Origin of the sequence: Prescottella sp. R16, from assembly GCF_030656875.1 — a bacterium.
Classification (GTDB): domain Bacteria; phylum Actinomycetota; class Actinomycetes; order Mycobacteriales; family Mycobacteriaceae; genus Prescottella.
The window spans coordinates 3,771,762-3,787,207 of sequence record NZ_CP130943.1 but is presented as its reverse complement, the minus strand read 5'-3'; the positions used below and the strand labels follow the sequence as shown (position 1 = coordinate 3,787,207).

The 15,446-nt window shown below is 67.4% G+C and carries 12 protein-coding genes; 7 read left to right on the top strand and 5 right to left on the bottom strand.

All coding sequences use genetic code 11. The annotated features are described in order from the left end of the window. Positions 1-31 precede the first annotated feature (31 nt). Positions 32-751 carry an efflux MFS transporter permease gene (locus Q5696_RS17760; protein WP_305092573.1) on the bottom strand — a complete coding sequence of 240 codons (720 nt, stop codon included), beginning with the start codon at positions 749-751 and terminating at the stop codon, positions 32-34. Between the two features lie 60 nt (positions 752-811). Between Q5696_RS17760 and Q5696_RS17755 the strand changes: the two genes are divergently transcribed. Continuing rightward, on the top strand, positions 812-2,215 hold the full coding sequence (locus Q5696_RS17755; protein WP_305092572.1) for a recombinase family protein: 1,404 nt from the start codon (positions 812-814) through the stop codon (positions 2,213-2,215). 406 nt (positions 2,216-2,621) lie between these two features. Here the strand turns inward: Q5696_RS17755 and Q5696_RS17750 are convergent, their stop codons facing one another. Continuing rightward, on the bottom strand, positions 2,622-3,338 hold the full coding sequence (locus Q5696_RS17750; RefSeq protein WP_305092571.1) for a GTP pyrophosphokinase: 717 nt from the start codon (positions 3,336-3,338) through the stop codon (positions 2,622-2,624). A 26-nt stretch (positions 3,339-3,364) separates the two neighbouring features. Further along, positions 3,365-3,934, bottom strand: coding sequence for a carboxymuconolactone decarboxylase family protein (locus tag Q5696_RS17745; protein WP_305092570.1), 570 nt, complete (start codon positions 3,932-3,934; stop codon positions 3,365-3,367). A 112-nt stretch (positions 3,935-4,046) separates the two neighbouring features. Between Q5696_RS17745 and Q5696_RS17740 the strand changes: the two genes are divergently transcribed. Together Q5696_RS17740 and Q5696_RS17735 are read left to right on the top strand one after the other, a co-directional pair. Further along, positions 4,047-4,778: a TetR/AcrR family transcriptional regulator gene (locus Q5696_RS17740; RefSeq protein WP_305092569.1), complete on the top strand. Its 732-nt coding sequence runs from the start codon at positions 4,047-4,049 to the stop codon at positions 4,776-4,778. Then, positions 4,775-6,388, top strand: a complete 1,614-nt coding sequence (locus tag Q5696_RS17735) for a class I adenylate-forming enzyme family protein (RefSeq protein ID WP_305092568.1) — start codon at positions 4,775-4,777, stop codon at positions 6,386-6,388. Before Q5696_RS17740 ends, Q5696_RS17735 begins: the two co-directional genes overlap by 4 nt. Positions 6,389-6,392: 4 nt before the next feature. Here the strand turns inward: Q5696_RS17735 and ramB are convergent, their stop codons facing one another. Beyond that, positions 6,393-7,802, bottom strand: a complete 1,410-nt coding sequence (ramB, locus tag Q5696_RS17730) for an acetate metabolism transcriptional regulator RamB (protein WP_305092567.1) — start codon at positions 7,800-7,802, stop codon at positions 6,393-6,395. 225 nt (positions 7,803-8,027) lie between these two features. Between ramB and Q5696_RS17725 the strand changes: the two genes are divergently transcribed. The 4 genes from Q5696_RS17725 (at position 8,028) to metE (ending at position 13,816) form a co-directional block, all read left to right on the top strand. Then, positions 8,028-8,789, top strand: a complete 762-nt coding sequence (locus Q5696_RS17725) for a hypothetical protein (protein WP_305092566.1) — start codon at positions 8,028-8,030, stop codon at positions 8,787-8,789. Between the two features lie 372 nt (positions 8,790-9,161). After that, positions 9,162-10,451, top strand: a complete 1,290-nt coding sequence (aceA, locus tag Q5696_RS17720) for an isocitrate lyase (protein ID WP_305092565.1) — start codon at positions 9,162-9,164, stop codon at positions 10,449-10,451. Positions 10,452-10,541: 90 nt separating this feature from the next. After that, positions 10,542-11,438 (top strand): 3-hydroxybutyryl-CoA dehydrogenase, encoded by an 897-nt coding sequence (locus Q5696_RS17715; protein ID WP_305092564.1) that lies wholly within the window; start codon positions 10,542-10,544, stop codon positions 11,436-11,438. An 89-nt stretch (positions 11,439-11,527) separates the two neighbouring features. Then, positions 11,528-13,816: a 5-methyltetrahydropteroyltriglutamate--homocysteine S-methyltransferase gene (metE, locus tag Q5696_RS17710; RefSeq protein WP_305092563.1), complete on the top strand. Its 2,289-nt coding sequence runs from the start codon at positions 11,528-11,530 to the stop codon at positions 13,814-13,816. 66 nt (positions 13,817-13,882) lie between these two features. Here the strand turns inward: metE and Q5696_RS17705 are convergent, their stop codons facing one another. Continuing rightward, entirely contained in the window at positions 13,883-15,388 is a 1,506-nt protein-coding gene (locus Q5696_RS17705) for an endoglycoceramidase I (RefSeq protein WP_305092562.1), read from the bottom strand. Positions 15,389-15,446 lie beyond the last annotated feature (58 nt).

Genomic DNA, 15,446 nt, shown 5'->3' with positions numbered 1-15,446 from the left:
GGACCCTTCAGCTCGTCTCAGGGGGAAGCGATCAGTGCGCCCCGACGGCGCCCTCGGTGGGCAGGTCGTGCTTTTCGGCACGGACGAGTGCGGCGACGACGGGGGCGATGACGACGATGAGGGCCGCCGACCACAGGAAGACCTGGGAGTAGCCGACGAGGGCGACGTTCTGCATGGGCACCATGAGCAGGCCGAGTCCGGCGCCGAACACGAGCAGGCCGGGCAGGACGCCGGTCCAGTAGGAGCCGTGGACCTCGATACGGGAGAGCAGCAACAGTCCGGCGGCGGCGACGACGGGGCCGACGGTCATCGGCAGCTTCGGCCCGACACGGGTGCTGAGCTGGGCGGCGAGACCGGCGACGAACGGGCTGAAGCCGAGGACGATCTGCAGGTAGAACGTCAGGTACAGGGTGCCGCCGAGCAGGGCGGCGCCGACCGTGACGGATGCGAGGAAGCTGGGTCCGCGGTTGCGGTGCCACGGCACCGACATCGGCAGCAGGGGGTTGGCGGCCCGCTTCTCCACGAGCACGAACAGAACGAGGGCGATCGAGCCGACGGCGATGAACCCGATCGTCTGGGCCGACGCCCATCCGTGCTTCTCGGCCTGCGTGAAGCCGTACACGAGGGAACCGAGACCGACCGCGACGAGGACGGTGCCGGGGACGTCGTAGCTGGTGTCGCCGTGGGCCTTGGTCTCCTCGACGACGGGTGCGGTGACGGCGAGCGCGAACAGCGCGATGGGGATGTTCACCAGCAGGCACCACCGCCAGGCCAGGAATCGAATACTGTCATTACGCGATACGCTGACCTGGTGAAAGCAGTCATCTACGCGAGAGTGTCCCGAGATCGCGGCATCGGGCGCTCGGTAGAACAGCAGGTAACCGAGTGCCGCGACGTGTGCGAGCGCAACGGCTGGGAGATCGAGGCCGAGATCACCGACCGCGACATCGGCGCATCGAGGCACACGAAGCACGGCTACCGGCCCGGCTACGAACAGCTCCGGCGAACCCTCCGGCCCGGCCAGGTGCTGGTGATGTGGGAAACGTCCCGGATCTCGCGACGGCTACAGCAGTACGTCGACATCCGTGACCTGTGTTCGGAGCTGGGGTCGAAATGGTGCATCGGTGGCCGGACCTACGATCTCTCCGACCCGGCCGACCGGATGGCACTCACATTCTCCGCTGCGGTTGCCGAGAACGAGGCCGACGAGATCCGCCGACGAGCCATGCGCGGCATCAAGGCGCACGCCGAGGCCGGGAAGCCGAGTAGCAAAGTCCCCTACGGCTACCGTGCGGTTCGGGACGAGCACAGCGGAAAGCTGATCGGATGGCGCACGGATCCTGAGACGGCCGTGCTCGTGCGCCAGTGGGCCGACTACATCCTCTCCGGTGGTTCGGCGTACACGCTCTCAACGAGGTTGAACAAGGACGGCCTGCCGTCGCCGACCGGGATCGCTTGGCGTCCTGCAACATTGCGCCAGATGCTGGCCCGGCCGGTATATGCCGGTATCCGCCGGTACAAGGGGCGCGACATCCCCGGTACCTGGGAGCCGCTGTGGGACATCGAAACCCATGATCGTCTGGTGGTGGCGCTGAGCGCGAAGACGCCGGGCCGTCCGACGTTCGGCAGAGCGCCCTCGACACTGCTATCTGCTGTCGGTGTGTGCGGGAAGTGTAAGGCAAAGCTGTCGGCGTCTTCCCGCTCGACGGTGGCGAAACCGAGTTACACCTGCAGCAGCGTGAACTCGTGCGTTTACCGGCGTATCGACCTCGTGGACGGGTTGGTAGCGGCTGCCGTTGTGGAGTTCTTCGGTACCGAGGCAGGGCGCGCTCTGGCGAAACGTGACCGGGCCGACGACGAGCAGGCACGCGCCTTCGACACCGCCCGGCAGCTGCAGGCACGGCTCGACGAGGCAGCCGACGACTACGCCGACGAGAAGATCGACCGGGACACGTTTCACCGGATCCGCGACCGCATCACGCCGAAGCTCGAGGCAGCTTGGCGGCAGGCGGAATCATCGCCTGAGCCGACCGTGGGCGCGGTGGATACAGACGACCCGCAACGGTATTGGGACGAGCTGACGCTGATCGAGCGCCGGGTGCTGGTGGCCTCGTTGTTCGATGTGGCCGTGCTGCCGATCCCGGAAGGGCAGTCGCGCAAGGTATTCGACCCTGACCTGGTGAAGATCACGCTGAAGAAGTTCCCGACGGACTAGGACGAGCCGACGAGCGCCCCGGTTGGCTTGCTGACGAGGCAGTCGGGGCGCTCTGCTATCTGTACCGGCGGCATCGGCGTACCGTGGCCTGCAGGTCGGGCGCTCGTTGTCGAAGGTGGTGGACCAGATGTTGGACCTCGAGATGTTCGTCGGCCCGCAAGTCGGAGCTGCGATACGGGCGGCGTTCATGTGGCTGCACGTGAATTGGATCTGGGTGTAGGCAGCAGGCACGCCACTCTGGTCGGTGCCGCGTAGCCTCGGATCACAGGATGAGTCAGTGCGGATCGTGGTTGGGGTTGGGACGGGTGGCGGCCGGACGTCCGGAGGCGACGACACCTGGGCATCTGAGGACATGGGGTTCCTACAGGATCGGGAGCACGGACGGGTTTCGGTTCCGGTCCGCCGATCAGTCGGGCGGCGTCTGCCCGTGCAGCCGGGTCTGCAGGGCGTCGAGCATGCGGGTGGACCGGGCCACTTCGGCGGCGTCGTCGTCGGATCCGGACCGGGCCTTGATCTTCGCGAACTCGTCGTTGAGCCGCTCCATCTTCACGTCGAGGCGGTGCGCGGTCTCGGCGGCCTCGGTGAGTTCGGCGAGCAGGTGCTCCGGCACCTCGCGATTGAACTTGTAGTAGATCTTGTGTTCCAGGCTGGCCCAGAAATCCATTGCGATGGTGCGGATCTGGAGTTCGATCGGGATCGTGTGCACGGTATCGCTCAGGTACACCGGCACCGTGACGATCAGATGCAGGCTCTTGTAGCCGTTGGGTTTCGGGTTCGCGATGTAGTCCTCGACCTCGCGGACCTCGATGTCGGGCTGGCTCGTGATCATCTCGGCGATGCGGTACGTGTCGGAGATGAAGCTGCACGTGATCCGGACGCCGGCGATGTCGAGGATCTGGTCGCGGACGTCGTCGAGGGTGATCGGGCAGCCGATGCGGTCGGCCTTGCGGATGATGGACTCGGGAGTCTTCAACCGGGAGGTGACGTGCTCGATGGGGCTGTAGCGGTTGATGTGTGTGAACTCGTCCTTGAGGATGTTCACCTTGGTGAGCAGCTGGGTGATGCCGAACCGGTACGTCATCAGGAACGGGGAGAAGTCGGTTCGGAGCTGCTCGGGGTCCACGGCTCCAGTGTGCCACCGTGGTCGGTTCAGAAGTCCGGTCGGATCCGCAACGCCCCGATCGTGGTGGCCAGACCGTCGTACTGGGTGACCAGCAGACAGAATTCCACGAGGCGGCGATCGTCGAGGTGCTCGGCCAGCGCCGACCAGGTGGCGTCGTCGATCGCGGCGGTCGTCACGAGCCGGTCGGTCGCGGCGAGCATCGCCCGGTAGCGGGGACTCCAGTCGGGGTGGTCCGGCCCGTGCAGGATGCGGTCGAGGATCTGTGGGGTGACGCCGGCCCGGCGGCCGAGCCGGAGGTGATGGTCCATCTCGTACCGGCAGTCGCGCAGATGCGCCACCCGCAGCACGACGACCTCGATCTCGAACCGGGTGAGTTTCGTCCCGGGCAGCAGCATCAGCACCCCGGAGTAGTGCAGCCAGCCGCGGAACAGACCGCCGGTCCGGCCGAGCGTGCTGAACAGTTGCGCGTCCTTCGTGCCGGAGCCCAGCGACAGCACCCGCCATGCCACCCAGTTGAGGGGGCCCAGTTCCCGGAGCCGTCCCGGGCGGACCCGGGGGAGGGGGCCGTCACCGTCGGTCGCGTCGTCTGCGCTCATGCCGGCCGAGCATACGGAGAGTGCGGGGAAACACCGGGGAAACACGCGCGTGGGGGGTAGCATCGCGAAAACGAGCAAGCGCTCGATCGGTTGAGGAGCGGAGGTTCCACGGGTGGCATCGACCCGACGGGAAGAGATTCTGTTCCACGCTGCGAAGCTGTTCAGCGAACGCGGTGTCGCCGGTACCACCGTGCGCGACATCGCCGACGCGGTCGGCATCCTGTCCGGCAGCCTGTACCACTACTTCGCGTCCAAGGACGACATCGCGTTCGAGATCGTGATCGCGTTCGTGGACGACCTGAACCACCGGTACGAGGACGCGATCGCGAGCGGAGGCAGTGCCCGCGAACATCTGGACCGCATGGTGACGGTCGCATTCGCGGCAGCCATCGACCACCCGTTCGCGACCGAGATCTACCAGAACGAGAGCGTGTTGTCGTCGCAGCCGGTGGACGACACGATCAACGCGGCCGTCCGCCGGGCACACGAGCTCTGGTCGGCCACGATCGAGGCCGGGGTCGCATCGGGCGAGTTCCGTGCGGACCTCGACGTCCGGCATTTCCACCGGATGCTCAGCGACGCGGTGTGGTCGACGGTCCGCAACAGTCGGCCGACCCTGGACCGGGACTCGGATCGGTTGCGACACAACCTGATAACCGTGTTCCTGGACGGGTTCGCGGTCGGGACGCCGGGCACGCCTGTTGCTCCGGTTCCGGCTCGGGTCGTCGAACCGGAACCCGAGATCGACCACAGTGACGACGATTCCGATCTCGACGGACTGCGCCGGGACGTGCGCGAGCTGCAGGCTGCGGTCCGGGACCTGCGCCGACTGGTGGCCCGGTGAACGAGGATCCGGGCCTCCCCGTACGGAGCGTCAGTGAACTGGTCCGCCACCACGCGACCGTCACACCCGACGCGCCCGCATTCGTCACCCGCGACACCCGCGTCTCCTGGGCGGAATACGACGCGACAGCGGATCGGATCGCGTCGGCGCTCGCCGGCGCCGCGGACGGTGCGGTCGCGGTGTATCTGCCGGACACGATGGTCTTCCACGCCGCCCTGGTCGCCGCGTGGCGCACCGGCCGGATCGCGGTCGGTATCGGATCCCGTTCGGGTGCACAGGAAGTGGCGCACCTGATCGGACGCTCCGGGGCCCGCGTCCTGATCACGTCGCGCAGCCTGCACGGCACCGGCACCGGCACCGGCACCGGCACCGGCGTTCCGGGTGCGGAGCCGGTGCCGCACACCGACCTCGACCGCATCGTCTACGTCGACACCGACGGGTCGGCCACCGCCGAGGACGCCGGTGGCCGGGTGCTGCCGGTGACCGAGCGGCGGTTCGGCGCCGCCGGACCACGGTTCACGATCCACGACGTATCGATGCTCAACTCGACGTCCGGCACGACGGGACTGCCGAAACTGGTGACCCAGACCGAGCACCGGTGGATCGAGTTCTGCCGGATCGCGATCCGTGCCGGACGCATCACGGGTGACGACGTCTTCCTCGGTGCCGTGCCGGCACCGTTCGGATTCGGTTTGTGGACAGCGCATTTCCTGCCGGTGCTGCTCGGTTCCCCCGTCGTGGTGCTCGACCGGTTCGACGTCGACACGATGATCGACCTGCTCGAGCGGGAGCGGGTGACGGTCCTGCACTGCGTCAGCACCCAGTTCAAGATGCTGCTGCGGTCGACGCGAGCCCACGACGCCGATCTCGGTGCGCTGCGGGTGATGTTCACCGGCGGCGAGGCGGTGCCGTATTCGGAGGCGCTCGCGTTCGAGGAGCGCACCGGTGCGGCGGTCCTCCAGTTCTACGGGTCGAACGAGACCGGCGCGGTGAGCGTCACGACCGTCGACGACGACGCCGACACCCGGCTGCGGACGTGCGGGCACGTCATCGACGACATGCGGGTGCGGGTGTTCGACGACAGCGGTACCGAGGTGCGCGGTGACGTGCGGCGCGGGCAGCCCGGCGTCAACGGCCCCCTCGTGTGCCGTGGCTACTGGGACGATCCGGCGGCCGACGCCGAGCTGTACACCGACGACGGCTGGATGCTGCTCGGCGACGTCGTCGAGATCGACGTGGCGGGCCGGGTCCGGGTGGTGGGCCGCAAGGCGGACATCGTCATCCGCGGCGGCAAGAACATTTCGGCGGTCGAGGTCGAGGAGTCGGTGCAGGGCCATCCGGCGGTCGCCGCGGTCGCGGTCGTCGGGGTGCCCGACGACCTGTTCGGTGAACGTGTGTGCGCGGTCGTGGTGACCGGGGACGGTTCCGCGCTCACCGTCACCGGGCTGGCCGAGTGGCTCACGGCGCGCGGCGTCACCCGCGAGTACGTGCCGGAGTACGTCGTCGTCGCCGACGAGCTGCCGCTCGCGGCGGGAGGCAAGGTCGCCAAGGGTGCGGTGAAGGCCCTCGCGACGCAGCGGCTCGGGTTGCGCAGCGGAAGCCGACCGTAGACGGTCAGCGAATCGTGTACGGCGACACCGAACTCCGGTGCTCGTTGATGTCGAGATTCTTGCCGAGGGGCGGGAAGGCGCGCTGCGGGCAGTTCATCCGCTCGCATACCCGGCAGCCCGCCCCGATCGGGGTGGCGGTGCTGCCCGCGAGGTCGAGCCCGTCGGCGTACACGACCCGCGGCGCGTGCCGCAGCTCGCAGCCCAGGCCGATCGCGAACGTCTTGCCGGGCTGCCCGTAGCGTTGCGCACGCCGCTCCACGGTGCGCGCGACCCACAGGTAGTTGCGGCCGTCGGGCATCTGCGCGATCTGCGTCATGATCTTGCCCGGGTAGGCGAACGTCTCGTACACGTTCCACAGCGGGCAGGTGCCGCCGCTCGACGAGAAGTGGAAGCCGGTGGCGGACTGTCGTTTCGACATGTTGCCGGCGCGGTCCACGCGGACGAACGACCACGGCACACCGCGCTGCTTGGGGCGCTGCAGCGTGGAGAGCCGGTGGCAGATGGTTTCGTAGCTGACCGCGTAGAACGCCGACAGCCGCTCGATGTCGTAGCGGAAGTCCTCGGCGATCTCGTGGAACTGCCCGTACGGCAGTACCGTCGCGGCTGCGAAGTAGTTCGCCAGGCCCAGCATCGCGAGGGAGCGGGCGTCGTCGGACGTGAAATTGCCCTCGTCGACGAGTCGACGCAGCAGATCACCGCACTCGAGGTAGGCGAGTTCGGTGGCGAACTTGAACACCTGCTGCCCACCGGAGAGTGCCGGGGAGATCTCCAGGACCCGGGTTTCCGGGTCGTAGCGGTGCAGGACGTTCTCACCCAGATCGATGCGGCGCACGATCTGCACGTCGTGCAGGTTCTCGAGGCGGCGCGCGATACCGTCGGCGATGTCGCCGCGATGGAACCGCAGCCGTGCGGTGAGGTCCTCGGCCGCGGTGTCGAGATCGTGGATGTAGTTCTGTCGTTGGTAGAAGTAGTCGCGGACCTCTTCGTGCGGCATCGTGATCGACCCGCTGCCGCTGCCGTCGCTGAACCGGTCCTCGGTGGCCGCTGCCAACTGTGCGCTGGTGTTCCGGAACCGGCGGTGCATGTTGACCATCGCCTTCGCCAACCCCGGGTGCGACGACACCATCTCCGCGATCTCCTGCGCATCCGCGTCGATGCCGATGTCCTTGTCGAGGGCCACCTCACGAAGCTCGGCGATCAGGCGGGTGTCGTCCTGCGACGAGAAGAATGTGGTGTCGACGCCGAACACCTCGCTGATCCGCAGCAGCACCGGCACGGTGAGGGGGCGCACGTCGTGCTCGATCTGGTTGAGATAGCTCGCGGAGATCTCGAGGGTCTTCGCCAGAGCGGCCTGGCTGAGACCGCGGTCGGTCCGGAGTTGCCGCAGTCGGGCTCCGACGAAGGTCTTGGACATGACGCCAGGGTACGAGCGTGTTGTTAACCGTGCAAAGAGGCGAGTTAGCAGAGCGGGTAACGGACCGATCATGTTGTTTCAGGAACGATGCTTGACATCTCGAGGACTGTGGCAAAAGCTGGGCAACGATCGACGCTCGTTTATGTAAAGCATTGATGGCCAGTCAGTTTGGATTCGGGCAGCATCCCAGGCCGCTCGGACCCCAGCGCACACGAAGAGGGCCCGATGATCTTCACGTCGAAGCGGCGCGCACGCGGCGGACCGCAGCCGGTGAGCCGGGAGTCGCTGGAACCTGCCGGGGACACTGCCGGCCCGGACGCGATCTCCGTGACGGCCCGGTGGCTGGTCCTCACGACGCCCGTCGGCCCCGGTTTCGCCCGGGCGCTGCTGCCCGGCCACTTCGAGGTGCCTTCGTGCCCACAGCTCGCGGTGTGGATGGTCGAGCCGATGTCCGCGACGTCGGACTCCGTCGGCGTGCCGGTCGGCCGGATGTTCGCGGGGATGTCGTGCAGCGGCCTGCTGCCCGGTGCGAGGACCGAAAGTGCCTTCACGTCGGACCTGCTCGTGGGCGCCCCGATCGTCGACGCCGACCGCGACCCCTTCGCGCTGCCCGCCATGGCGCAGTCGTCCCTGAGTCTGGTCAACGGCGTCGGCGGCATGGGGTTCTCGATCTCGCCGGACGACGGGGACGACCGCGGAGTGGTGGGACGCGTCGAACTGGACGGCGAGGATGGTGGCGCCACACGCCTGACGCCCGAGTGGCTGGCCGAGCAGTCGTGGCGTGCCGATCTGGTCGGCGGGGCGTCGGGTGGGGTCGGAGAACTCGTCCGCACCCGCTGGGAGGTGACGCGACTGTCGCCCGTCGTCACCGGTCGCGCGGTCCTCGAATGCGCGAACTTCGGTGAGCACTCGTACGACCTGTCCGGTGTGTCCGCACTCGCGGCGCGGTACGGGTTCGCACGGGTGTCCATCGCCGCCGATCCGTAGCCGACATGTGTGTGATTGCTGCCACAGGAGGCCCTGCGTGAGCGTGGGGCCTCCTGTCGCATTCGGGTGAGTCCGACCGATTTCTGGATCCGGATAGCTGTGTCCGATTTTCACGGCAACGCCGAGGTCGGGGGCTACTTGCCGGTAACTTTCTCGCCTACCGGCGGGTAACCCAAGCATTTGCTTGGCCGGTAGGAAAATTAGCAAGCTTTGCAGATTGGTCTGAAAAGCTAGCGAAGATTGGCATTAGCAACAGGTAGACGGCAGTTTTCGGCTGTGCCATTGTCGACTCGTACATCCGAAAGGCCTGGCAACGATGTGAAGCAGTACATCCGTACCGGCTGAAGCAGCAGAGAAGAAGTGGAGCTATCGATGTCGACCACCGGCACTCCGAAGACCGCAGAGCAGATCCAGCAGGACTGGGACACCAATCCCCGCTGGAAGGGCATCACCCGTAACTACACCGCCGAGCAGGTTGTCAAGCTGCAGGGCTCCGTCGTCGAGGAAGCGACCCTCGCCCGCCGCGGTTCGGAAATCCTGTGGGACCTCGTCAACAACGAGGACTACATCAACGCGCTCGGTGCCCTCACCGGCAACCAGGCCGTCCAGCAGGTCCGCGCCGGCCTCAAGGCCATCTACCTGTCCGGCTGGCAGGTCGCCGGTGACGCGAACCTGTCCGGCCACACCTACCCGGACCAGTCGCTGTACCCGGCCAACTCCGTCCCGCAGGTCGTGCGTCGCATCAACAACGCGCTGCTGCGCGCCGACGAGATCGCCAAGGTCGAGGGCGACACCTCCGTCGACAACTGGCTCGCCCCGATCGTCGCCGACGGTGAGGCCGGCTTCGGTGGCGCGCTCAACGTCTACGAGCTGCAGAAGGCCATGATCGCGGCCGGTGTCGCCGGTTCGCACTGGGAGGACCAGCTCGCGTCGGAGAAGAAGTGCGGCCACCTCGGTGGCAAGGTGCTCATCCCCACCCAGCAGCACATCCGCACCCTGACCTCCGCGCGCCTGGCCGCCGACGTCGCCGACGTCCCGACCGTCGTCATCGCCCGCACCGACGCCGAGGCCGCGACCCTGCTGACCTCCGACGTCGACGAGCGTGACCGCGAATTCCTCGACGGCACCCGCACCGCCGAAGGCTTCTACGGCGTCAAGAACGGCATCGAGCCCTGCATCGCCCGCGCCAAGGCCTACGCCCCGTACTCCGACCTCATCTGGATGGAGACCGGTGTGCCGGACCTCGAGGTCGCCAAGAAGTTCGCCGAGTCGGTCAAGGCCGAGTTCCCGGACCAGCTGCTCGCCTACAACTGCAGCCCGTCCTTCAACTGGAAGGCGCACCTGGACGACGCCACCATCGCGAAGTTCCAGAAGGAACTCGGCGCGATGGGCTTCAAGTTCCAGTTCATCACCCTCGCCGGCTTCCACTCCCTCAACTACGGCATGTTCGACCTGGCGCACGGTTACGCCCGCGAGGGTATGACCGCGTTCGTCGACCTGCAGGAGCGCGAGTTCAAGGCCGCCGAGGAGCGTGGCTTCACCGCCATCAAGCACCAGCGTGAGGTCGGCGCCGGCTACTTCGACTCCATCGCCACCACCGTCGACCCCAACACCTCCACGGCCGCCCTCAAGGGTTCCACCGAAGAGGGCCAGTTCCACTAGACCCTTCGACCTCTCGGGAGGGATCGGCCGGGTGTCCTCCGGGTTCGATCCCTCCCGGGAACCGACCTCCACTTCCGTAAAGGAGCTGACGTGACCAGCGAAAAGATTCAGCGCGTCGGTGTGATCGGCGCCGGCATCATGGGTTCGGGAATCGCCGAGGTGTGCGCCCGCGCATACGTCGACGTGCTGGTGTACGAGCCGAGCCGCGAACTCGCTGCGGCGGGACGCTCACGCATCCTGCGCTCGCTCGATCGCGGAGTGAGCAGCGGCAAGATCACCGAACGTGAACGTGAACAGGCCGCCTGGCGGCTGCGCTTCACGTCCGACCTCGGAGACTTCGCCGACCGGCAGCTCGTCGTGGAGGCCGTCGTCGAGGACGAGAAGACCAAGAGCGAGATCTTCACCGAACTCGACTCCATCGTCACCGACCCCAACGCGGTGCTCGCGTCGAACACGTCCTCGATCCCGATCATGAAACTGGGCATCGCCACCAAGGCACCCGAACGCGTGATCGGCATGCACTTCTTCAACCCCGTCCCCGTCCTCCCGCTCGTCGAACTGGTCACGACACTCAAGACCAGTCCCGCCGTGACCGCTCGCGCCGAAGCGTTCGCCGGCGAGGTGCTCGGCAAGCAGGTGGTCCGGTCCAGCGACCGCGCCGGCTTCATCGCCAACGCACTCCTGGTGCCGTATCTGCTGTCCGCGATCCGCATGGTCGAATCCGGATTCGCCACCAAGGAGGACATCGACAAGACGATGGTCCTGGGCTGCGCCCATCCGATGGGGCCACTCGCACTGACCGACCTCGTGGGACTCGACACCGTCAAGGCGATCGCCGACTCCATGTACGAAGAGTTCAAAGAACCCCTGTACTCGGCACCGCCCCTGCTGCTGCGGATGGTCGAGGCAGGGCTCGTCGGCAAGAAGTCGGGAGCCGGCTTCTACGAATACGTCGACAACGGTCGCGTCACCAAGAAGGCAAGCTGAGTCGAGCGCTCCGCACCCGTGCGCCTTTTCCGTGGTAGCCACTACCGGAAAGGCGCACGGGTGTAGACGCCTACGAAAGGGCGATCCCCATGTCCGCTGCACCCACCGACGGGTACGGATCCAGCATCCTGGGATACCCGCGTATCGGTCCCCGCCGGGAGCTCAAGCGCGCGCTCGAGGCTTACTGGCACGGCACGGGAAGCAAGGCCGCACTCGAGTCCGTCGCCCGGGAACTGCAGGAGCAGACCTGGAGCGAACTGGCGGCGACCGGGCTGACCCAGGTTCCCGGCAACACGTTCTCCTACTACGACCACGTTCTGGACAACGCACTGTTGTTCGGGGCGGTCCCGGAGCGGTTCGCGCCGCTCGAGAGCGACCTCGACCCGCTCGACTTCTACTTCACGCTGGCGCGCGGGCTCCCCGACTTCCCGCCGCTCGAACTGGTGCGCTTCTTCGGCACCAACTACCACTACCGCCAGCCCGAGCTGTCCGAGCACACGGTGTTCGGATTGCGTTCGGAGACAGTGCTCGACGAGTTCGAGCGGGCGAAGGCCGTCGGCATCGAACTGCGCCCGGTGATTCTGGGGCCGGTGTCGCTGCTGCTGCTGTCGAAGACCGCGCCCGGCTCCACACAGGAGGGTTTCACGCCCCTCGATCTGCTCGATCGCCTGCTGCCGGAGTACGAGAAGCTGTTCGCACAGCTCGCGAAGGCCGGTGCGACGTGCGTCCAACTGGACGAGCCGTGCTTCACCGAGGACCGTTCGCCCGAGGAGCTGGAAGCACTCGCGCGGGCCTACGACACGCTCACGCACGCACCGCTGCGGCCGCGGATCCTCGTCACCGGCCCGTACGGGTCGCTCGGTGAGGCGCTGCCGATCCTGGCCGCCACCCCGGTCGAGGCGATCGGACTCGATCTGATCAACGGACGCATCACCGCGGAGCAGCTGGCGAAGGTGCCCGGTATCCGCCGCAAGCGGATCTACGCCGGCATCGTCGACGGCCGCAACGTGTGGCGCGTCGACCGGTTCGACACGCTCACCTACCTGAACGAGTTGAAGGACGTCGTTCCGGACCTCGTCGTGTCGACGTCGTGCACGCTGCTGCACGTCCCGTACGACGTGCTCGCCGAGTACGACATGCCCGGTGACGTCGCGGACCGGCTCGCATTCGCGAAGCAGAAGGTCGGCGAGGTGGTGTCGCTCGCGAAGGCACTCACCGAGGGGCCGTCGGACCGGTGGCGCAAGAAGCCGACGTCGGTGCACTTCAAGCAGAAGCAGGACGTCCGGGCCCGGGTCAACGCGATCCGGCCGGAGCACCGGGTGCGGGCACCGTACGACGAGCGGCGCATCGCGCAGCAGGAGCGGCTGAACCTGCCGCTCGTGCCGGCCACGACGCTGGGGTCGTTCCCACAGACCGACGAGATCCGGCAGGCGCGCTACGCCCTGGGCGAGGGCCGTCTCACGTGGGACGAGTACTACACCCGGATCCGGGAAGAGATCGCGAAAACCATTGCTTTGCAGGAAGACATCGGGCTCGACGTGTTCGTGCACGGTGAGCACGAGCGCAACGACATGGTGCAGTACTTCGCGGAACTGCTCGAGGGATACGCGTTCACCCACTTCGGTTGGGTGCAGGCCTACGGGTCACGGTGCACTCGTCCGCCGGTGCTGTACGGCGATATCCGACGTCCGAAAGCCATGACGGTCGAATGGATCTCGTACGCGCAGTCGCTCACCGACAAGCCGGTCAAGGCAATGCTCACCGGACCGGTGACGATGCTGGCCCGGTCGTTCGTGCGGCAGGATCAGCCGCTGCACGAAACGGCGGACCAGTTGGCGCTCGCGATCCGCGACGAGATCGCGGACCTCGAGAAGGCCGGCATCGCGATCATCCAGGTCGACGAACCGTCCGTCCGGGAGTTGTTGCCGCCCCGGAAGGCCGGGCAGAAGGAGTACCTGGACTGGGCGGTCGACGCGTTCCGCCTCGCGACCGGCGGTGCCAGGCCCGAGACGCAGATCCACACGCATCTGACGTACTCGGGGCGGCGGTCGGTGGTCGACGCGATCGAGCGGCTCGATGCCGACGTCACGGCGATCGTCGCGACCCGGTCGATCGGCTGGGTGCTGGACGCCCTCAAGGAGAAGGCTCTCACCCACGGTGTCGGCCCGGGCGTCTACGAGTCCCGGTCGGCGCGCATCCCGGACATCGACGAACTCGACGAACTCCTCACCGAGGCAGCCGAGTCCATCGAACTGGACCGGCTGTGGGCCAACCCCGACGGCGGTCTCAAGACCCGCCACTACTGGCAGCTCGAGCCGTCGCTGCGCAACCTGGTTGCGGCGGCTCGCCGGCTGCGTCGCCGCGCCGCGCAGGGGTAGGTGCGGCACGAACGTGGGCCCCGGGCTCGGATCGTCTGCGGATCCGGGCCCGGGGCCCACGGTGCGTCAGGAGCCGGAACCGTCCAGGGAACCGGTACTGCCGGACGATCCGGTGGTGATCGGACCGTCGGGTACCGCGGCGCCCGGTGATCCCGGCCGCTGGACGTGGACGGTGACCGGGCCGGTGCCGTCGGCCTCGATCGTGACGATGCGTGCGCCCGGTGCCGACGTGACGTGCCCGCCGTCGACGACGACGTCGTAGCCGTCGGGGTAGTGCAGTGCGGAGACGTAGATTTCGGTCGGCTTCGTCGAGACGTGCGGCGTGTACCGGTATGCGAAGTCTCCGTTGTCGGGGTCGAAGATCATCCGGCCGGGGTCGCCGGCGGTCGCCTGCGGGTAGGTGCGTACGAGCTGGCGTCCGACCGGTCCGAGGAACGGATCCGATGTCGCCCCCGGGCCCTCGATCGACGAGTAGTGCCAGTACTGCCAGCCGACGAACCGTTCGTCGGCGCGGGCCAGGGTGTTCCGCAGGACCGTCGGGTCACCGTCCCCGAATTCGGTGACGACCGTCGGGACACCGGAGCGGCCGGTGAATTCGTCGACGTGCGACCACGTGAGATCCTGCTGGGGGACACACAGTCCGCGCAGCGCCTGCGACGACCCCAGATAGATCGCGAGCTGGCTGGGAATGCAGTAGTCGTGCGGCGCGAACACGATGTCGTCGTCGTCGATCGTCGGTGTCCTCGGCGGGTTCGCCAGGTTCGACGGCATCATCTGGTTCCAGGTGACGTTCGGTTCCCAGTACACCGGCATCGCGGGGTTCTCGGCGCGGACAGCGTCGGTCAGCTGCTGCATCGCGGACTGGTAGGTGCGGTCGAAGTCCGGGCAACCGTTCGGGAAGCACGTCAGGAACGGCGAACCGGGCCACGGCTCGTTCATGAGCTCGATGCCCATGACGCCGGTCTTGCCGGCCATCCGTGCCGCGAGGGCGCCGAGGGCGTCGCCCAGGTAGTCGAGTGCACCGTGCGTGTTGTTCCACACCTCGTCCCAGCCGGCGTTCATGCTGGGCATGACGTAGTAGAGCGGGAAACCCGGATTGGGTTCCCACGACTGCGGCCGCGACTGGATCGACCATTCGGGAAAACCGTTGCCGCCCCACGGCTTCGAGAGCCCGTCCTGGTGGTTGTCGAGCAGGACGTGGATGCCGCGGGCGGTGAGGACGTCGACGACGCCGGCCACCCGGTCCAGATAGACGGTGTCGACGACGCCGCGGGTGGGCATGAGCCCGTCGAACGACACCCCGAGCCGGACGGTGTTGAAGCCGTATCCGGCGAGCAGGTCCGCGTCGGCCGCCGTGATCGTCAGCCCGTCGCCCGGCTCGATGTACGGGGCCTCTTTGTCGACGTTGTTGACGCCGTGCAGCAGGACGGTGCGCCCGTAGCCGTCGACGAGCTGCGTTCCCTCGGCACGCAACTGGGTGATCGGCGTCGGAACCGGTGCGGCGGACGCGGCCGTCGGCGCCAGGGTCAGGGCCAGGGCCGATGCGCACGCGGTGAATGCTGCCGACACCATCGTTCTTCTTCTGCCCACGTCGTCCCTCGCCTCCCGGACACAACCGACCGTCCTGAAT